Origin of the sequence: Amycolatopsis pretoriensis (assembly GCF_900107925.1) — a bacterium.
Taxonomy (GTDB): domain Bacteria; phylum Actinomycetota; class Actinomycetes; order Mycobacteriales; family Pseudonocardiaceae; genus Amycolatopsis; species Amycolatopsis pretoriensis.
In genome coordinates this window covers 99006-117515 of the sequence record NZ_FNUJ01000003.1, presented here as the reverse complement: position 1 = coordinate 117515, position 18510 = coordinate 99006, and the positions used below count along the sequence as shown (strand labels likewise).

14 protein-coding genes are annotated in these 18510 nt (G+C 69.9%); 9 read left to right on the top strand and 5 right to left on the bottom strand.

Annotated features, from left to right (window positions below):
- Positions 1-33: 33 nt before the first annotated feature.
- From BLV96_RS12940 to BLV96_RS12920, 5 genes are all read left to right on the top strand, one after another.
- Positions 34-1653: an FAD-dependent oxidoreductase gene (locus BLV96_RS12940; protein ID WP_086677402.1), complete on the top strand. Its 1620-nt coding sequence runs from the start codon at positions 34-36 to the stop codon at positions 1651-1653.
- 48 nt (positions 1654-1701) lie between these two features.
- Positions 1702-2757 carry a LacI family DNA-binding transcriptional regulator gene (locus BLV96_RS12935; RefSeq protein ID WP_086677404.1) on the top strand — a complete coding sequence of 352 codons (1056 nt, stop codon included), beginning with the start codon at positions 1702-1704 and terminating at the stop codon, positions 2755-2757.
- A gap of 73 nt (positions 2758-2830) precedes the next feature.
- Positions 2831-4120, top strand: coding sequence for an ABC transporter substrate-binding protein (locus BLV96_RS12930; RefSeq protein ID WP_208608224.1), 1290 nt, complete (start codon positions 2831-2833; stop codon positions 4118-4120).
- Complete coding sequence (locus tag BLV96_RS12925; protein WP_086677406.1) at positions 4117-5001, top strand: carbohydrate ABC transporter permease; 885 nt, start codon at positions 4117-4119, stop codon at positions 4999-5001. The genes BLV96_RS12930 and BLV96_RS12925 overlap by 4 nt, the downstream gene beginning before the upstream one ends.
- Positions 4991-5818: a carbohydrate ABC transporter permease gene (locus BLV96_RS12920; protein WP_086677408.1), complete on the top strand. Its 828-nt coding sequence runs from the start codon at positions 4991-4993 to the stop codon at positions 5816-5818. Before BLV96_RS12925 ends, BLV96_RS12920 begins: the two co-directional genes overlap by 11 nt.
- 690 nt (positions 5819-6508) lie before the next feature.
- Here BLV96_RS12920 and BLV96_RS12910 read toward each other — a convergent pair.
- Together BLV96_RS12910 and BLV96_RS12905 are read right to left on the bottom strand one after the other, a co-directional pair.
- Positions 6509-8413, bottom strand: coding sequence for a sensor histidine kinase (locus tag BLV96_RS12910; protein WP_086677412.1), 1905 nt, complete (start codon positions 8411-8413; stop codon positions 6509-6511).
- A complete protein-coding gene (locus tag BLV96_RS12905) occupies positions 8403-9098 on the bottom strand; it encodes a response regulator transcription factor (RefSeq protein WP_086677414.1) in 696 nt (231 codons plus the stop codon). The genes BLV96_RS12910 and BLV96_RS12905 overlap by 11 nt, the downstream gene beginning before the upstream one ends.
- A 146-nt stretch (positions 9099-9244) precedes the next feature.
- Between BLV96_RS12905 and BLV96_RS12900 the strand changes: the two genes are divergently transcribed.
- Positions 9245-12379 (top strand): GH92 family glycosyl hydrolase, encoded by a 3135-nt coding sequence (locus BLV96_RS12900; RefSeq protein WP_244180200.1) that lies wholly within the window; start codon positions 9245-9247, stop codon positions 12377-12379.
- Between the two features lie 60 nt (positions 12380-12439).
- Here the strand turns inward: BLV96_RS12900 and BLV96_RS12895 are convergent, their stop codons facing one another.
- The 3 genes from BLV96_RS12895 to BLV96_RS12885 all read right to left on the bottom strand — a co-directional run bounded on the left by BLV96_RS12895 (position 12440) and on the right by BLV96_RS12885 (position 14701).
- Entirely contained in the window at positions 12440-13453 is a 1014-nt protein-coding gene (locus BLV96_RS12895; RefSeq protein WP_143050960.1) for a trypsin-like serine peptidase, read from the bottom strand.
- A gap of 94 nt (positions 13454-13547) precedes the next feature.
- Positions 13548-13787 carry a helix-turn-helix domain-containing protein gene (locus BLV96_RS12890; protein WP_086677422.1) on the bottom strand — a complete coding sequence of 80 codons (240 nt, stop codon included), beginning with the start codon at positions 13785-13787 and terminating at the stop codon, positions 13548-13550.
- 53 nt (positions 13788-13840) lie between these two features.
- Entirely contained in the window at positions 13841-14701 is an 861-nt protein-coding gene (locus tag BLV96_RS12885; protein ID WP_208608223.1) for an esterase/lipase family protein, read from the bottom strand.
- A 116-nt stretch (positions 14702-14817) separates the two neighbouring features.
- Between BLV96_RS12885 and BLV96_RS12880 the strand changes: the two genes are divergently transcribed.
- The 3 genes from BLV96_RS12880 to BLV96_RS12865 all read left to right on the top strand — a co-directional run bounded on the left by BLV96_RS12880 (position 14818) and on the right by BLV96_RS12865 (position 18144).
- Positions 14818-15936, top strand: a complete 1119-nt coding sequence (locus BLV96_RS12880) for a PucR family transcriptional regulator (RefSeq protein ID WP_086677426.1) — start codon at positions 14818-14820, stop codon at positions 15934-15936.
- Between the two features lie 99 nt (positions 15937-16035).
- Positions 16036-16434, top strand: a complete 399-nt coding sequence (locus tag BLV96_RS12875; protein WP_244180272.1) for a hypothetical protein — start codon at positions 16036-16038, stop codon at positions 16432-16434.
- 486 nt (positions 16435-16920) lie between these two features.
- Positions 16921-18144, top strand: coding sequence for an HNH endonuclease signature motif containing protein (locus tag BLV96_RS12865; RefSeq protein WP_086677428.1), 1224 nt, complete (start codon positions 16921-16923; stop codon positions 18142-18144).
- Positions 18145-18510 lie beyond the last annotated feature (366 nt).

Genomic DNA, 18510 nt, shown 5'->3' with positions numbered 1-18510 from the left:
AGTAATTCGAATTATCAGCGCCGGGAAGGGCTCATGAGGGAACTGGACACGGAGATTCTGGTGGTCGGCGGCGGACTCGGCGGGGTCGCCGCCGCGCTGGCCGCCGCGGCCCATGGACGGCGCGTCGTGCTCACCGAGGAGACCGATTGGCTCGGCGGGCAGCTCACCGCGCAGGCCGTGCCGCCGGACGAGAACCCCTGGATCGAGCGGTTCGGCTCCACCCGCACCTACCGCGACCTGCGCCAAGGCATCCGTGACCACTACCGCCGCCACTACCCGCTGCGGGCCGAAGCCGCGAAACGGTCCGAGCTGAACCCCGGGGCCGGGCGCGTCAGCAAGCTCTGCGGCGAACCCCGCGTCGCCCTCGCGGTCATCGAGGCCATGCTCGCGCCGCACGTCAGCGCCGGGCGGATCCACGTCCTGCGCCACCACCGGCCGGTCGAAGCGCACACGACACGAGATCGCGTCGACGCCGTGACGCTCGAGAATGGCGAGGAACGGATCACCGTCCGGGCCCAGTACGTCGTCGACGCCACCGAAAACGGCGACCTGCTGCCGCTCACCGGCACCGAACACGTCACCGGCGCGGAAGCGAAGAGCACGCACGACGAACCGCACGCGCCCGACGAAGCCGCCCCGGCCAACCTGCAGGGAATCACCTACTGCTTCGCGGTTTCCCACCACGAAGGCGAAAACCACGTCATCGACCAGCCGGAGATGTACGGCTTCTGGCGCGACTACCAGCCGGACTTCTGGCCCGGGCCGCTGCTCGGCTTCGTCGCCCCGGACCCGCGGACGCTCGAACCGGTGAAACGCACCTTCGTCCCGAACCCGCCCGGCGACCCCCTCGCGGTGAGCGCCGACCAGAGCGCCGACGCCGGCGACAAGGAACTGTGGGCCTTCCGCCGCATCCTCGCCCGCAACCTGCACACCGAAGGCGCGTTCGACTCCGACATCACGCTCGTCAACTGGCCGCTCAACGACTACTGGCTCAAGCCCGCGCTCACGATCCCCGGCCACACGACCGAAGCGGACGTCGCAGCAGCGCACCACGAGGCCAAGCAGCTCAGTCTGTCCGTCCTCTATTGGCTCCAGACCGAAGCGCCCCGCGCGGACGGCGGCACCGGCTTCCCGGGGCTCAAGCTCCGTCCCGATGTGACGGACACAAAGGACGGACTCGCGAAATCCGCGTACGTCCGCGAAGCACGGCGCATCAAGGCGGTCACGACCGTCACCGAGCACGACGTCTCGGCGGAAATCCTCGGCGTGGACGGCCAGGTGCGCCGCGCGGACGCCGTCGGTGTCGGGAGCTACCGGATCGACCTGCACCCGTCGACCGGCGGCGACAACTACATCGACGTCGCCAGCGTGCCCTACGAGATCCCGCTCGGGGCGCTGCTGCCCATCCGCACCAAGAACCTGCTGCCCGCCGGCAAGAACATCGGCACCACGCACATCACCAACGGCTGCTTCCGGCTGCACCCGGTGGAGTGGAACATCGGCGAGGTCGCGGGGCTGCTCGCGGCGTTCGCCATCAGCGAGGACGTCGAACCGAAGGCCGTCCGGGAAGACATCCGGCTCTTCGAAGACTTCGCCCGCGTGTTGGACGCCGCCGGGGTGGAGCGCCGGTGGCCGGAAGTGCGGGGTTACTGACCGTGCCGCCGGTAGAGTCCAGGCGAACCGCACGGGAGGGAGTCACCGATGACGGCGGGTTCGGGCCGGGTCACGCAGGCCCAGGTGGCGCGGCTGGCAGGCGTCTCGCAGGCCGTCGTGTCCATGGTGCTCAACGGCTCCGACAGCCTGCGCATCACCCCCGAGACCCGCGACCGCGTGCAGCAGGTGCTGCGCGAAACCGGGTACACGGTGGACATCATGGGCCGCCGGCTGCGCGGCGGGTCCAACCAGATCCTCGGCGTCTTCACCTACGAGTCGGTGTTCCCCTCCGGCGTGGCCGACTTCTACCGGCCGTTCCTGCTCGGCATCGAGGAGGAAGCCGAGGCGCAGGGCTTCGACCTGCTGCTGTTCACCAGCGGTGGCCGCCGCGACGGGCGCCGCCGCATCTACGAGGCGGGCACGAACCGGCTGCGCATCGCCGACGGCTCGGTCCTGCTCGGCCGGCACAACGACCCCCAAGAGCTCGCGCAGCTCGTCGAGGAGCAGTTCCCGTTCGTGTTCGTCGGGCGCCGCGAGTCGCCGACCGGGCCGATCAGCTACGTCGGCGCGGACTACGTCGCCGCCACCCGTGAGGTCCACGAACGGCTGTGGGGCCTCGGACACCGCCGGATCGGACTGCTCAGCGTGACCGAGGAGAACGAGCCGACGCTCGATCGCCGCAGCGGTTACGAAGCGGCGGCGCGCAAGCACCGCCGGCCGCCGCTGGTCTTCCTCGCCGACGACCCGGCGGTCGCGCTGCGGCAGGCGCTCGACGAGGGTGTCACGGCGTTGCTCGTCGAGAGCTCGGCGATGGCCGACGGGATCCTGGCCCGCGCGCACGAGCTCGGCCTGGACGTGCCCGCCGACCTGTCCATTGTGGTGCTCGGGGACGCCGACCCGTCGCAGCAGCCCCACGCGCACGCCGTGCCGAGCACCGGCACGGACTGGTCGATGTTCCGCATCCCGCGTCACGAAATGGGCGCGCACGCCGTGCGCGTGCTCGTCGGGCTGCTGAAGAACCCCCAGCCCCGCCAGCTGCTCCTGCCGTGCACGATCCACGAGGGCGCCACCACGACCGGACCCTCCACAACAGACTCCCGCTGAGGCCGAATGGCCTGTTGACAGCTTTGGCGGCGGAACCTACCGTCGCTGCTAATTCGAATAACCAGGAGGCATCGTGGCCTACCGGAGAATCCGGCTGCTCGCCGCGGCCCTGTCCGCCGTCGCACTGGCTTCGACGGCGTGCTCGGGCGGCGCCGGCGACGACAAGAACATCGCCCTGCGCATGACCGTCTGGACGACGGACAAGAACCAGCTCGCCCTCTTCGACTCCATCGCCACCGAGTACCGCACGGCCCACCCGGAGGTCACGTCGGTCAAGTTCGACGTCGTCCCGGGCGACACCAGCGCGTACTCGGCCGCGCTCACCACGCAGCTCTCCGGCGGCAACCCGCCGGACCTCGCGTGGATCCTCGAGCGCGATGCCCCGGACTTCGTCCAGTCCGGGGCGCTGACGAACCTCAAGCCCACTTTGGACAGTGCCGCCGGGTACGACGCCGGGGAGCTGGTGCCGTCCGCGACGAAGCTGTGGACCAAGGACGACGGCCTCTACGCCTACCCGTTCTCGACCTCGCCGTTCGGCATGTTCTACAACAAGAACCTGCTGACCCAGGCCGGGATCACCGAAACCCCGGACCAGCTGCTCGCGAGTGGACGGTGGACCTGGGACGCGGCCAAGCGGATCGCCACCCAGGTCGCCGCGAAGGACACCGGCAAGGCCGGCCTGGTCATCCGCGAGTTCGAGTACAAGCAGTGGGTGCTGCTCGCCTCGGTCTGGCGCGGCTTCGGCGCCGACGCCTGGGGCCCGGACGGCAAGACGTGCGGGTTCACCTCCCCGGAGATGACGTCCGCGATGACGTTCCTGCACCAGGCGATCTTCACCGACAAGGCACTGCCGGGCCCGGGCACGACGGCGGACTTCTTCGCCGGCGAGTCGGGCCTGACGATCGCGCAGATCAGCCGCGCCGGGCTGCTCAAGGCCAAGCCGTTCGAGTGGGGGATCGTCCCGCTGCCCGCCGGGCCGAAGGCGGCCGCGCAGGTCATCGGCCAGGCCGGGATCGGCGTCCCGGTCAAGGGCAAGCACGCCAAGGCCGCCGCGGACTTCCTCGCGTTCTTCACCAACCCGGCCAATTCCGCGAAGCTCGGCCAGTATTTCCCGCCGGCCCGCGACAGCCTGCTCAACGCCGCCACCCTGGCGAAGGCGAACCCGCTGTTCAGCCAGGAGCAGCTGCAGAACGTCGTCGTCAACGGGATCAAGACCGGCGCGGTGCTGCCGTCGCACACCGGGAGCGCGCGGATCGCGTCGCTCGTCCAGTCCGCTTTGGACCCGATGTGGAAGCCGGACGCGAACGTGCCCGCCGCGCTGGCCGGCGTCTGCCAGGCGATCGACCCGGCGCTGAGCCGATGACGTGGACGACGAAGAAGCGCGACGAGCTGGCGGGGTGGCTCTTCGTCGCCCCGCAGGCTCTCGGGTTCCTCGCCTTCGTCGTCGCGCCGCTGGTCGCGGTGGTCTGGTACAGCTTCCAGGACGTCAACCTGCTGGCCGGGACGTCGTCGTTCGCGGGTGCGGACAACTACGCGAAGCTCTTCGACGACCCGACCGCGCCGAAGGTCGCCCGTGCCACGGCGATCTTCTGCGTCGGCCTGGTCGTGCTGAACCTGGCGCTCGCGCTGTCGCTGGCGTTGCTGCTCAACCTGAAGCTGCGCGGCACCACGGTGTTCCGGACGGTGTTCTTCTCGCCGGTGGTCGTCACGCTCGTCGCGTGGACGATCGTCTGGAACTTCCTCCTGCAGGACAACGGCGGCATCAACTCGCTGCTGCAGACGATCGGGGTCGACGGGCCGAACTGGTTGCGGGGCAACGGCACCGCGATGCTTTCGGTGATCGTCGTGCAGGTGCTGAAGAACGTCGGGCTCAACATGGTGCTGTTCCTCGCCGCGTTGCAGGGCATCCCGGCGTCCGTCATGGAAGCGTCGCAATTGGACGGTGCCGGGCCGTGGCGGCGGTTCCGCTCGGTGATGCTGCCGATGATCAGCCCGACGACGCTGCTCACGGCGATCATCACCGTCGCCGGTGCGCTGCAGGTGTTCGCGCAGATCCAGGTGCTGACCCTGGGCGGGCCCGCCGACAGCACCAACGTCCTGGTGTTCTACTTCTACCAGCAGGCGTTCGCCAACCACGACCTCGGCTACGGCTCCGCGCTGGCCGTCGTGCTGTTCCTCGTCATCCTCGTGCTCACGCTGCTGCAGTGGCGGATGCGGAAGCGGTGGGTGTTCCATGAGTCGTAGGGCCAAGATCGCCTGCTACGCGGTGATGGTCGTGCTGGCCGTGCCGTTCGTGTTCCCCACGTGGTGGATGATCACGGCGTCGCTGCTGCCGGCCAACGAAGTGCTCGCGTACCCGCCGAAGCTGTTCCCGAACCAGCCGCAGTGGGAGAACTACCGGACCGCGTTCACGGACTTCCCGTTGGCGCGGCAGTACTTCAACAGCTTGTACATCGCCGTGCTCGTCACGCTCGGCACGATGTTCTTCTCTTCGCTCGCCGGGTACGCGTTCGCGCGCATCCGGTTCCGCGGCGAGAAGCTGTTCGCGTTGATCCTCATCGGACTCATGGTGCCGAGCGAGGTCACGATCATCCCGCTGTTCCGGGTGGTCGACGACCTCGGCCTGACCAACACGCACTGGCCGCTCATCATCGTGCCGATCTTCGGCGCGCCGAGCGTGCTGGCGACGTTCGTGATGCGGCAGTTCTTCATCACGATCCCGGGCGAGCTCGAAGAGGCGGGCCGGCTCGACGGCCTGTCCCGGTTCGGGCTCTACCGCCGGGTCGCCCTGCCGATCGCGAAACCCGCCCTGGCCGCGGTCGCCATCTTCACGTTCCTCAACACGTGGAACTTCTTCCTGGAACCCCTCGTGTACCTGACCGACAAGGACATGTTCACGCTGCCGGTGGCGCTGACGCAGTACGTCGACGTCTACGGCGGCCACCTCTGGAACGTCCAGCTCGCCGCCGCGACCACCACGGTCGTGCCGGTCCTGATCGTCTTCATCATCGCGCAGCGCCAGTTCGTCGAAGGGCTCGCCCAGAGCGGCCTCAAAGGCTAGGAGGCAGTGGTGATCGATCGCAGAACCGTCCACGGCGGAGCCGCCGCGGCGACCCTCCTCGGGGTCGCCGGCGCCGGGACCGCGTCCGCCGAAGTACCCCCGGCGGTGGGCCCGTTCCCGCCGGGGGTACTTCGCCCCGCTCCCGCCCGGTGCCCCGAACCGGCGGCTCTTCTCACCGCGGAGCAGCGTTTCGCGCCCTACCTCGCCATTTTGCCAGGCGTTGTCAACGATGTCGGCACCGATCCGGCCACGCTGGGGATGGTTCTATGCGAACCGGCGCCCGTGGAACCCGTACTACCTGGACAGTGCCCTGCGGAACCGGCTCGACGCGGCGGCTCGCTTCCGGAGTACTCGATCACCGAGAGGTCCAAGGCCGCCACCGGGTCCGGCCTGGGCTACGTGGCGAAGACGCCGGCCAACCTCCGCCAGGTCAACGCGCTACCCGCCCGCCCGCGCTGAAATCGAGGCGGCGTCGCACCAGGGCATGACGTGGTTCCTGAACCCGGCCAACCCGATCCGGGCGCACCCGGTCGAGTTCGCGAACCAGAACGCGTCCGGGCTGTCGTCGCAACTGGCAGTGAAGCTGAACGCGGACGCCGGGCTCTCGAGAGAGCTCCACGACCGCATCGAGTTCCTCGCCGCATGGACGTCAACTACAACTTCGAGGTCATGCTCCCGGAGCCGACCGCGTCAGGGCTGACGATCCGCCGCGGCGGCACGACGATCACCTTCGGCTGGGGCGTCGCCCTGGCCGCGACCGTCACCGCCGCCGCCGTCACGTTCCTGCGCGACGGCGCCCGGAAGCTGCACGTCCTGCGCGTCCCGCACCCCGGTACCCTCACCACGGAAATCCGGCTTCGGTAGCCGGACGGTGAACGTCGACCCGATGTCCACTTCGGACTCGACGGCGATGGTGCCCCCGTGCGCCTGCACGAGGTGCCGCACGATGGCGAGGCCGAGCCCGCTGCCGCCGGTCTGGCGGCTGCGGGACTTCTCGGCCCGCCAGAACCGGTCGAACACGTGCGGCAGGTCCTCGGCGGCGATCCCGGTGCCGGTGTCCGCGACGGCGAGCGTCACAACGTCCACAGTGGACGACACGCGGATCGTCACGCGGCCGCCGGGCGGGGTGTGCCGGACCGCGTTGGTCACCAGGTTGCCGACGATCTGGCGCAGCCGCACGGGATCGGCGTCCAACGCGGTCTCGCCGGTCGGCTCGACGGCGAGCGTGACGCCGGCCTCGGCGGCCCGGTCGGCGTGCGCGGCGGCGACGTGGCCGGCCAGCTCGGCCGCGTCCACCGGCTCCGGGTGCAGCCGCAGCCGGCCGGCGTCGGCCGCGGCGAGGTCCTGCAGGTCCTCGACGATGTGCTGCAGCAGCACGGTTTCCTCGAGCAGCGACGTCGACAGCGCCCGGTCGAACGGCAGGTGCCCGTCCTCGGCGGCCTCCAGCCGGCCGCGGATGACGTTGAGCGGGTTGCGCAGCTCGTGGGCGATGTCGCTGACCATCGCCTTGCGCTGCTCCTCGATGCGTTCGCGCCGCGCCGTGAGGTCGTTGAACGCGGCCGCGAGGTAGCCGACCTCGTCGCGGGACTTCACCGGCGCCGGCCGGTCCTGCTTCGCGGCCTCGGTCAGCGCGCGCAGCGGCCGCGACAGCCGCCGCGCGACCAGCACGGTGATCAACGCGGCCAGCACCAGCACGCCGCCGGTCACCGCGAGGATCCGGGTGAGGTTCTCCTTCGAGAGCGTGAACGTCGGCAGCTGCGACCCGCCGGGGCCGAGCGTGAAGAGCAACGCGGGCGGCGCGACGAACGGCGTCAGCTGCGCGCGGCGGGCGGAGTCGACGCAGGCACGGCTCGGGCCCTGGTCGGCGACGCCGAGCGCGTCGAAGTCGAGGCCCAGCTTCACCTGCTCGGCGCCCTGGGCCTGCAGGCAGCGGTTGACGGCTTCGTCGAGGCTGTCGAGCGCGGTCTGCTCGGTCGGGGTCGGGCTGGCCAGGTCGTAGATGCCGCACTTGGCCGCGAAGTAACGCGCGGCGAGCGGGTCGAGCCCGGTGAGCTGCGGCCGGCCGCTCGGCCCCGCCCGCACCTGGCTGGGGAAGCCGAACGAGGTCAGGCACGCGGCGGCCTTCTTCGCCAGGCCGTCGAGGTCGCCGCGTTCGTCCGCGGGCAGCCGGAACGGACCCGCCGCGCGCGGGTCGATGCCGCTGGTCCCGGCCTGCGGCAGCAGCACCGGGTCGACGTGCAGCGGGTCGACCGACGCCGTCGCCTTCACCGGCAGCGTGACCGGCTCGCCGCCGGAGTCGCCGAGGACCCGCCGGTCGAGGGTGGTCAGCACGATCCGGCGGCCGGTGCCGGCCGACAGCTCCCGCAGCCGCGGCCCGACCTGGTCCCACGTGTGGTTGGCCGCGGCGAAGCCGATCAGCTCGGTGTAGATGGTCGCGTCGCCCGACAGCGCCTGGCCCTGCTCCTGCTGGATCGCGCGGGTCGTGGTCTGCACGGCCAGCCACGCGGTCGCGGCGATCGAGCCCAGCGCGATCAGCAGGGAGACCGCCGTCAGCCGGACGACGAGACTGCGGCGGAGAGGAAAGCTACGCGTCATTTTCCGCCGTCAGCTTGTACCCCACACCGAAGACGGTACGCAGGTAGACGGGCTTCTGCGGGTCGGGCTCGAGCTTCTTGCGCAGGTTGAGGACGTGGACGTCGATGATCCGGGTGCTGACGAACCGGTCGTCGCCGCGGGTCAGCTCCAGCAGTTGCCGCCGGGTGAACACCCGTCCGGGCTGCCGGATCAGCGTCTCCAGCAGCTGGAACTCGCCCGGGGTGGTCTCCACCGGGCGGCCGTCGACCGACACCTCGTGCCGGACCGGGTCGAGCCGCAGGGCGCCGGCCCGCAACGCCGGGTCGGGCGGCTCACCGCGGGCCGACGTCCGGCGCAGCAGCGTCCGGACGCGGGCCATCAGCTCACGCGGGCTGTAGGGCTTGGTCAGGTAGTCGTCGGCGCCGAGGTCGAGACCGAGGAGCAGGTCCTCCTCGGTCGCGCGGGCGGTGAGCATCAGCACCGCGACGTCGGACTCCCCGCGCAGGATGCGGCAGACGTCCAACCCGTCGACCTCGGGCATCATCACGTCGAGGACCAGCAGGTCGGGCCGCTCGCGGCGGGCCTCGTCGAGGGCCGCGCGGCCGTCCGGGGCCAGCACCACGGTGTGACCTTCGCTCTCGAGGTAGAGGCGGAGGACTTCGGCCTGCTTCTCGTCGTCCTCGGCGACCAGTACACGTGCGCACACGGCGTCGAGGTTAGGCGTCCTGACACGGTCACCACCCGATCCTGACCGGATCTTCATACGTTGAGGGCACGAGCCAGGTCTTTGTCAAAGTGTTGACCCGGGGCTCGGTGACCGGCAAAGGTCGGATGACAGCTCTGGGAGGCACGGTGCGATACAAGTTCATGGCGGCGCTGGTCGCGACGGCGGTGATCGGGGCACCCGCCGTCGCTTCAGCGGCCCCGACAACGTTGTCACCGCTGGTCGGGGACCCGGCGGCCCACGTCGACCCGCTGATCGGCACCGGCCGCGGCGGCAGCTCGGTCGGCGAGATCAACAACTTCCCCGGGCCGGCGGCGCCGTTCGGGATGATGCAGTTCTCGCCGGACACCCAAGGCGCGTACGCCGGCTACCAGTACCACTCGGACCAGATCCGGGGTTTCAGTCTCGACCACGCCTCCGTCGGCTGCAACGCGTTCGGGGACGTGCCGCTCCTGCCCGTCACCGGGGACGTCGGCAGCGCGCCCTGGGACCGCACCGAGCACTTCGGCCACGACGGCGAGCAGGCCGAGCCCGGCTACTACGCCGTGACGCTCGCCGACTCGAACGTCCGGGCCGAGCTGACCGCGACGACCCGCACCGGGCTCGCGACGTTCACCTACCCGGCCGGCTCGACACCGCAGGTGCTGGTCAAGGGCGGGGCGAGCCTGGCGGGGAACTCACACGCGGATCTGAAGATCACCGGGGACCGCGAGGTCAGCGGCTCGGCGACCACCGGCAACTTCTGCGGCAAGGGCAACCACTACACCGTCTACTACGACATCGCGTTCGACCAGCCGTTCACCGCGCACGGGACGTGGGACGGCTCGTCGGTCAAGCCGGGCACCGACAGCGTCGACTCGCCGCGGGCGGGCGCGTACCTGACGTTCGGTTCGGGGACCGTGCGCGCGAAGGTGTCGATGTCCTATGTGGGCGTCGACGGCGCGAAGGCCAACATGGCCGCGGAAGCCCCGGGCTTCGACTTCGCCGCGGTCCGGAAGTCCACACGGGACAAGTGGACGCAGGCGCTGGGCAAGATACGCGTCGCCGGGCGTGATGAGGCACAGCTCAAGACGTTCTACACGTCGCTGTACCACTCGCTGCTGCACCCCAACACTTTCGACGACGCCGATGGCCGTTACATCGGCTTCGACAACCAAGTCCGGACGCTACCGGCAGGACGGCACCAGTACGCGAACTTCTCCGACTGGGACACCTACCGCTCGCTCGCGCCGTTGCACGCCATGCTGTTCCCGAAGGAAGCCAGCGACATGGCGCAGTCGCTGACGAACGACGCCGTGCAGGGTGGCTGGTGGCCGCGCTGGCCGATGGCGAACGGCTACACCGGGCAGATGACCGGCGACAGCTCGGTCGCGCTGATCTCGAACCTCTACGCGTTCGGCGCGCGGGACTTCGACGTCAAGACGGCGTTGAAGTACCTGGTCAAGGGCGCCACTTCGGTCGACGACACGCCGGGTGCGTACCAGGAACGGCGAGGCATCGCGGACTACGTCGCTCGCGGGTACCTGCCGAACAACGACGCCTCGCGCGGTGACCACGCCCGTGTCGGCGCGTCGATCACCCTGGAGTGGGCGATCGACGACTTCGCCATCGCGCAGTTCGCGCAGGGGATCGGCGACCGTGACGTCGCCCGCGAGTTCACCCGGCGAGGTCAGAATTGGCAGAACATCTTCAACCCGCTGACCGGCTACCTCCAGCCGCGCGGGCAGGACGGCCGCTTCCCGGACGGTCCGGCGTACGTCCCGCCGCCGCCCGGCAAGTTCGGCCAGGACGGCTTCGACGAGGGCAACGCGGCCCAGTACACGTGGCTGGTGCCGCAGGACCCGGCCGGGCTGGTGACGGCGATGGGCGGGCCGTCGGCGGTCGCGTCCCGTTTGGACACGTTCTTCCAGAAGCTGAACGTCGGCCCGAACGAGCCGAACATGTGGGCGGGCAACGAACCCGACTTCGGGGTGCCGTGGCTGTACAACCACGTCGGGCAGCCGTGGAAGACGCAGCAGGTGGTCCGCGAGATCGCGACGACGCTGTTCAGCGCGACGCCGGACGGCGAGCCGGGCAACGACGACCTCGGCGCGCAGTCGTCGTGGTACGTCTGGGCCGCGCTCGGCATCTACCCGGCCACGCCGGGGACGCCGGACCTGGTCGTGCACACCCCGCTGTTCGAGCGCGCGGTGCTCTCGCTGCCTTCCGGGCGGACGCTCGACATCCGCGCGCCGAAAGCGCCGGCGACGTACGTCCACTCGCTGTCGTTGAACGGCCGGGACTGGAACCGGACGTCGCTGCCCGCCGGGGTGGCCCGTGATGGTGGCCGGCTGGACTTCTCGCTCGTGTCCACTCCGGACAAGCGGTGGGCGGCCGACTCCGTGCCACCGTCCTATCGGGACAGTGAGAAGCCGTTCCTGGCTTCGGCGACCAACCAGGTCGTCGTGTCGCCCGGCAGCACCGGGGAGGCCGTGATCAGCGGGCAGCGGCTCGGCGGGCACGACCGCGTCCTCGACGTCACCACGAAGGCGCCGGCCGGGATCTCGGTGACCGGGCCGCGGCAGCTGCGGCTCGACGACCGGACCGGCAGCGGGACCACGAAGCTGGCGGTGTCGGTGGCCGCCGGGACGCCCGAGGGCTACTACCAGGTGCCGGTGACCGTCCGCGGCGGCCCGACGTCGGTGCCGGGCTCGGTGATCGTGCTGGTGGCGCCGAAGGACGGGCTGGCGGCGGCGTACTCGAACGTCGGCGTCTCCGACGACGGCGACACGGGCTCGGCCGACATCGACGGCGCCGGGAACAGCCTGTCCCGGCAGGCTTTGGCTTCCGCCGGACTGGTGGGCGGTCAGACCACGCAAGCGGTGGGCACGTCGTTCGTGTGGCCCGCCGCGCCGGCGGGACGGCCGGACAACGTCGTCCCGGCCGGGCAGACGATCCGGCTTTCGGGCACGCGGTTGTCGTTCATCGGCACGGCATCGAACGGCGACCACCGCGCGTCGGCGACGGTGACGTTCACCGACGGCACCACCGCGGCGGCGGACCTGTCCTTCGGCGACTGGGTGTTCCCGGGCGGCGGCACGGACCCGGTGTTCGGCAACACGCTGGTGGCCCGCACGGACCACCGCAACCAGCCGGGCGGCCCGGGCGGCGGGGCGTCGGTCTACGCGACGACGCCGTTCGACGCCCCGGCCGGGAAGCAGATCGCCTCGGTGACCCTGCCCTCCGACACGAACCTGCACGTGTTCGCCATCGGCCTCGGCTGAAAGACGTCGTGAGTGGTAATTCGGGTTCTAACCCGAATTACCACTCACGACGGGGTGGGGTCAGGCGGCTTGCTGGGCGTTGTAGACGTTGATCGCCGCGTCGCCGAAGTGCGGGCTGCGTTCCTCGTCCGAGTTGTCGTCGGAGTGGTAGCTCACGTTGCCGACCAGGTAGCCCCAGCCGCGGGCGAGCTGCAGGTCGTCGAGCCAGGGGCCGCCGCTCGCGCCGTGGCCCTGGTCGCAGTGGATCGCTTCCTGGTCGGGCTGGAACGGCCAGATCCCCGGGCGCCACGTCGTCCCCGTGCAGTAGCGCAGCTGCTGCCCGGTGATGCCGGTGCGGGCCGGGTGCGTGTCGGACGGGTAGCCGAACTCGTAGACGTTCCAGTCGTAGCCCTGGCCGAATTTGTAACCCTGCCAGCCGGTCACATTGGCGACGCTCACGCCGGCCCGCGGCCAGAGCGTGATGGCGGCGAAGTCGTAGTCGCTGTCCTTGCCGTCGAAGTACCCGTTCGGCGTCGACACCGACTTCCAGCTCCACCGGCCCAGCGGCTCACCGGAACCGGCGTAGTCCGGGACGAACACGAAGTTGCTGTACCAGTGCTTGGCCCCGTCGGTCACGCAGTGCCCGGCGGTCCAGATCATGCTGCGGTTCGTCGAGTTGATGACGCTGGCGGTGCACTGGTAGCCGCCGTCGGGCTTGTCGAAGTACAGCTTGCCGACGGTCGTCGCGGGCATCTGGCCGTGCGCGGTCCAGACCTGCGACTGGCTGAGGGAAGTCAGCGCGTCCGGGCGCACCTGCCCGGGTTTCGTCACCGCCGCGCCCGGCGCCGACCGCGCGGCCAGGACGTGCGACTGCGGCTCGGCCCCGTGCTGCTCACGCGGGACGTCGACCGGCTTGGCCGCCCGCATCCGTTCGGGCGTCCACGAGCTGAGGACGTCCTTTTCGGCCGTGGTGGACTGCTGGACGACCGCGGCGGAAGCCTTTCCCGGCACCGCGGGTGTCCCCGCTTGCGCGGTGCCGTGCACCAGCAATCCCCCCAGCGCGACGACGGCGGCGACGCCTGCCCATCTCCTCATGCGAAACCTCCCCTGTTCCGGACGGCGAACCCGCCCGGCAGCCAGATTGCCGTCGCGGCGCGGCCGGCGACACTGGACCTTGGAGTTGCGCCGTTCAGGGGAGACCGGGCGGAGCCGGCCGGGCGAGGAGCAGGCAGGCCACCGATCCGGCCTGCAGCCGCGACTCGACGCGCAGCTTGATCAAGACGTTGCTGACGTGAAACTTCACGGTGCTTTCGCTGATCTCCAGCCGGCGGGCGATCCCGCGGTTGGACAGGCCGTTGCCGAGCAGGCCGAAGATCTCGCGCTCCCGCCGGCTCAGCCGCTCGACGCGTTCGAAGACGCCGTCGTTCATCTGTTCCCCCTCCGCTCGCACCGAGAAGAGGGGGAACGCGCGGATGCAGATACTCAGCCGGGGGAGCCGACGGCGCAGACCTTGATCGGCGCCGCGTGCGCCGGGTCGAGCGCGTTGCGGACCAGGTGCCACACGTTCAGGTCGTAGGCCTCGCCGATGTGGCCCACCGGGTCGAACGGGCAGAAGTCCTGGACGTACTGGTTCTTGACGCCGGGCTCGCGCACGAACGACGTCTCGGTCGGCGTCACGAGCTCGTCGTAGCGCGAGGTGATGATCGTGTAGCCGATGCCGGGCTGGGCGACCGGGCCGGTGTTCAGCGCGACGACCGCGGCGCCGCCGTCCAGCTCGTCGGCGAAGATCGGCAGGCCGATGGTCTTGACGATCGTGTCCCACGTGCTCTTGCCGAGCAGCGTGTAGGCCAGCGTCAGGAGGCCGGACGCGTTCGCGCCGTGCGTCGGCGGGGCGATCGCGACGACCTGGCCGAGCTCACTCTGGATGCCCTGCATCTTGGCCAGGTAGAGCGACTGGAGGCCGCCTTCGGAGTGCCCGACGACGTCGACCTTGGCCGCGCCGGTGGCCGCGCGGACCTTCTCGACGAAGGCCTTGATCTCCAGCGACGACTCCGCGACCGGCTTCAGCCCGCCGACGAACGGGAACTGCGGGTAGGCGCCGTAGGTGAGCGAGAACGTGCAGTAGCCGCGGGCGGCGAGGTCGGCCTGCAGGAAGTTGAGGTCCTCGTAGTAGGTGGCGAAGGTGCCGTGGAGCAGGACGACCGGGTTCGGGTGGGCCGCGCTCGGGCGGCAGCCGAAGTCGTTGTTCCCGCCGCCGGCCGCCTGGGCCGGGACGGTCGCGCCCAGCGTCAGCAGGCTCGCCAGGCCCATCGCGGCCAGCCATCGTTTCGTTCCCCGCGCCATTGCGAAGTCCCTTCGTCTGGTGGTTGTGCACAGCATGCGCCGGTTGATCAACGCTGTCTGCTGGCAAAACGCGCAGAAACTTGCCGCGGCCGTTTGTGCATGGTGACAATGTAGGGGTGGATGCCGTCGAGGCGCTCTTCCCGCGGTCCGGGGAGATCGCCGCCGCGATGATCGCCCGGTGCGCCGCCGAGATCCCGGCGTACCGGCTGCTGCCGGCGAGCGTGCTCGAAGGTGACCTGGTCGCCAACGCGACGGCCGTGTTCGAGCTGTTCCTGGCGACGGTGGCGGAGGACCGCCGGCCGACCGCCGAGGAGCTCGCGTTGCCGATCGCGTGGGGTGCGGAGCGGGCCCGGGACGGCCTGCCGCTGGAGGCCGTGCTGCGGATCTACCCGCTGGCCGCTCAGGTCGCGTGGGAGCAGGTCGACGGCGACCGCGCGCTGCTCGGGGCGCGGATGCTCGGCTTCCTCGGCGAGGTGATGCCGCGCGTCGCCTCGGCGTACCTGAGTGAGCGTGACGCGCTCGACTGGGAGGAGCGGGAGGACCGGCAGCACCTCACGGCCAACCTGCTCGCCGGCCGGCCGGTGCGTCGCCGCGAGCTGGCCGAGAGCTACGACGTCGTGGCGTTCCACCTGCCCGCGTTGCCGGCGGCCGCGGACTCGCGCGCGGCGACGGACCTGTTCCGCGCGGTCCGGTCCGATTTGGACGGTCAGCCGGGCGTGCTGGTGACGTTCGAAGGGGACGGGGGCGTGCTGCTGGTGCCGGCCTCGTCGTCCGCCGACGACGTGGCAGCTCGGGTGGACCGGGTTTGCGGACGTCCTTGCGTCGCGGCCACCGCCCGCGCTTCGACGCACGCGGACATTCCTTTCGCGCATTCGTCGGCGTTGGAAATCCTTGCACTGGCGGAGAACTTGGGTCGGCCGCCGCGGCTCTACCGGCTGGGTGATCTGGCGATCGAATACCAGATCGCCCAGCCCGGTCCGGCGCGGGAGGCGTTGGCTCTCGTGCTGGCGCCGTTGGCGGACCACCCGCATTTGATCGACGCTTTGCGGGCGTTCGTGGCGTCGGGGTACAACCGCGGCGAAGCGGCTTCGGCGTTGAACATTCACCGGAATACGTTGACGTACCGGCTGGGCCGCATCCAGCTGATGACGGGGTACGACGCGACGCAGCCGGCGGACGCGCGTCAACTGGCCGCGGCGATGACGGCTCACGACATCGTGCGCCGGAACGGCTGATCCTCACGGGATAACGCTTGGGTCGCGTTCTCCCGGATCCGTTGCGGATCGGCGCGGGCGGCCGATTCCTGAGGGCGGACACGGAAGAAGTTGATTCCCATGAAAGCCTCCGTAATTCTGGTCGCCGTCACACCACCGGCACCGACCACCAGTACGGCAGTCGTCGCCGTGCCGCAGACGGTTTACGTGCCACAACCGGCTTACGCCGCTCCGGCCGACACGGTGGTGGCGTACTACGACGCCCTCAACCGCCGCGACTTCACGACGGCGTGGTCCCTCGGCGGCAGCCGAATCGCGGGCGGCGGCGGATATACCAAGTACGTGAACGGTTTCGCGACGACGTCGTGGGACACGCTGACCGTGACGGAGGTCCGCGGGAGCACGGTATCCGTCGTGTTGTCCGCTGCGCAGACCGACGGCAGTACGCGGATCTTCACTGGCACCTATACGGTTTCCGGCGGCGTCATCACCGGAAGTCACATGACCCGGACGAAATGAGCCAGCACATGCGTCTTTTCCGCGCAACAGTAGTTCTTTCCGCCGTGTTGGCGCTCGCCGCGTGCGGGTTGCCGAGGACTCTTTCCGGGAGCGGTCAGCCGGCAGTGTCCACTGTGGTCACCACCGCGCCGAGTACGCCGACTGTCACTGTCGCTCCGCCGCAGACGGTCGTCGTTCAGCCACCGCAGACCGTCGTCGTCGCGCCTCCTTCTGCCCGGTGGTATACCCAGCCGAGCTGGATTTCCGCCCAGCCGTGGATCACGATCACCCCGGCGGCCGGGCAGACGCCGTGCCAGTGGTTGCACGCGCGCGGCTACTCCTACGCGCAGGCGTACGCGGCTTGGGCGCAGAACGGGTATCCGGCCAGCTGGTCGGCCACCAATGATGGGTATCCCTGTCAGAGGTCTTACGGTATGCAGCATTAGGTTTGGGGAGTTAGCTCGTTCGTGTGGTGATCATGCGTTCGAAGTTCGGTAGTCTTGTTGTATGGCAACGGAAGCGGCGTGGAAGGCGGATGCGATGGCTTTGGCCGATCGTATCTCCACTCTGCTTACTGTGGTGCGCTCCGCCGAGGCGGAGATCGGTGCGTTGCTGGTGGAGATCGAGTCCCGTGGAGTGATGGAGCTCTTCGGTTACCGCTCTGTCGCGCGTCTCTTCGAGCACCTGGCGGACGTCCCGAAGTCCGCTGCTGAAACGGTTGTCAAACGAGCCCGCTCCCTCCACCCTGGCCACCACCTGGACAGCCCTCCCACGGTCGCGCCTGCCACCGCTGCCGTGGCCGCGGAGGGTCGCCTGAGCAACCCGATGATCGACACCATCGCCGGTGCCCTGACGCAGATCCCGCCGGAGCACCGCGAGGACGCCGAGCAACACCTCCTCGCCTTCGCCGAAGAAGCGGGCCACAAGCAGGTCGCCGCCCTCGGCGCCCGCATCATCGCCCACCTCGATCCCGACGGCCCCGAACCCGACACCACCGAACCGGCCATCCCCAACCGGGAACTCTCCCTTCGCCGCAAAAGAACCGGTATCTGGGAGCTGCACGGCCGCTTCGACGACGAAACGGGTTCCCGGGCCAGCGCCCTCCTGGACGCGCTAGCCGAACGCCGCACCACGGACGAGGGTGGCGATCACCGTTCCCCGCAGGAACGTTACGGCGACGCGTTCTCCGACGCGATCGACCTGGCCCTTAACGCCCCGACCCTGCCGATGCGGGCGGGCGAGCGAGCGCACGTGATGGTGGCGGTGTCGTTGAAGGACCTGAAGTCCGCGGTCGGCCAGGCAACCCTCGGCGACACCGGCACAATCACGGCAGCCGAGGCGCGGATCCACGCGTGCGACAGCATGATCATCCCAGCGGTCCTAGGCGAGAAGAGCGAGCCCTTGAACTTGGGCCGCCTCCGCCGCCTGATCTCCGCAGGCTTACGCCGAGCGCTCTACCTGCGCGACCGAGGCTGTGCGTTCCCGGGCTGCCACCGCCCGCCCCGGCATTGCCAGGGTCACCACATCCGCCACTGGTCCGAAGGCGGCCCGACGAACTTGACCAACCTGGTCTTGATGTGCGCCCACCACCACCGACTGTTGCACCGCTCAGGCTGGGAGGTCCGCATTGCCGCTGACGGCCTTCCCGAGTTCTTACCGCCAGCATTCTTGGACAAGCGTCGAAAACCCAGGCGCAACAACCTGCATCAACCGTTGCCGTTCGCGGCTTGAGACAACCGAAGATGGGAAAGGCCCGCAGCCAGAAGGCTCCGGGCCTACACCCACGTCCTCACCCTGCCAGCGGTAGATCCGCCACTGCAGGCGGCAAACGTTGCTGACACGGTGCTGGTTCTGCAACGTCAGCAAATCAGCCTCGCCACCGCCCACCGCCAGCAACGATCAAGTCGCTTCCTGGCCACCGTCGCCTGGCCCCCGCTCGAGTTACAGCCCGGCATGGGCACCGCACACGGTAAACCCGCCGTTGTGAGGGCACAGGCAAGTCATTCGGCGCACCAGCTTGAATCAACCACGCCCACCCGGCTGGGAATCAGCTTGCTTGCCCGGCCCGACGGCCGGAAACCGGCCGGCCGAGCCGGC

What these genes read in the sequence shown, in the direction of transcription:
- BLV96_RS12940 (WP_086677402.1), top strand. Translation starts at nt 34, where the DNA reads ATGAGGGAACTGGACACGGAGATTCTGGTGGTCGGCGGCGGACTCGGC.
- BLV96_RS12935 (WP_086677404.1), top strand. Translation starts at nt 1,702, where the DNA reads ATGACGGCGGGTTCGGGCCGGGTCACGCAGGCCCAGGTGGCGCGGCTG.
- BLV96_RS12925 (WP_086677406.1), top strand. Translation starts at nt 4,117, where the DNA reads ATGACGTGGACGACGAAGAAGCGCGACGAGCTGGCGGGGTGGCTCTTC.
- BLV96_RS12920 (WP_086677408.1), top strand. Translation starts at nt 4,991, where the DNA reads ATGAGTCGTAGGGCCAAGATCGCCTGCTACGCGGTGATGGTCGTGCTG.
- BLV96_RS12910 (WP_086677412.1), bottom strand. Translation starts at nt 8,413, where the DNA reads ATGACGCGTAGCTTTCCTCTCCGCCGCAGTCTCGTCGTCCGGCTGACG.
- BLV96_RS12895 (WP_143050960.1), bottom strand. Translation starts at nt 13,453, where the DNA reads ATGAGGAGATGGGCAGGCGTCGCCGCCGTCGTCGCGCTGGGGGGATTG.
- BLV96_RS12890 (WP_086677422.1), bottom strand. Translation starts at nt 13,787, where the DNA reads ATGAACGACGGCGTCTTCGAACGCGTCGAGCGGCTGAGCCGGCGGGAG.
- BLV96_RS12885 (WP_208608223.1), bottom strand. Translation starts at nt 14,701, where the DNA reads ATGGCGCGGGGAACGAAACGATGGCTGGCCGCGATGGGCCTGGCGAGC.
- BLV96_RS12875 (WP_244180272.1), top strand. Translation starts at nt 16,036, where the DNA reads ATGAAAGCCTCCGTAATTCTGGTCGCCGTCACACCACCGGCACCGACC.
- BLV96_RS12865 (WP_086677428.1), top strand. Translation starts at nt 16,921, where the DNA reads ATGGCAACGGAAGCGGCGTGGAAGGCGGATGCGATGGCTTTGGCCGAT.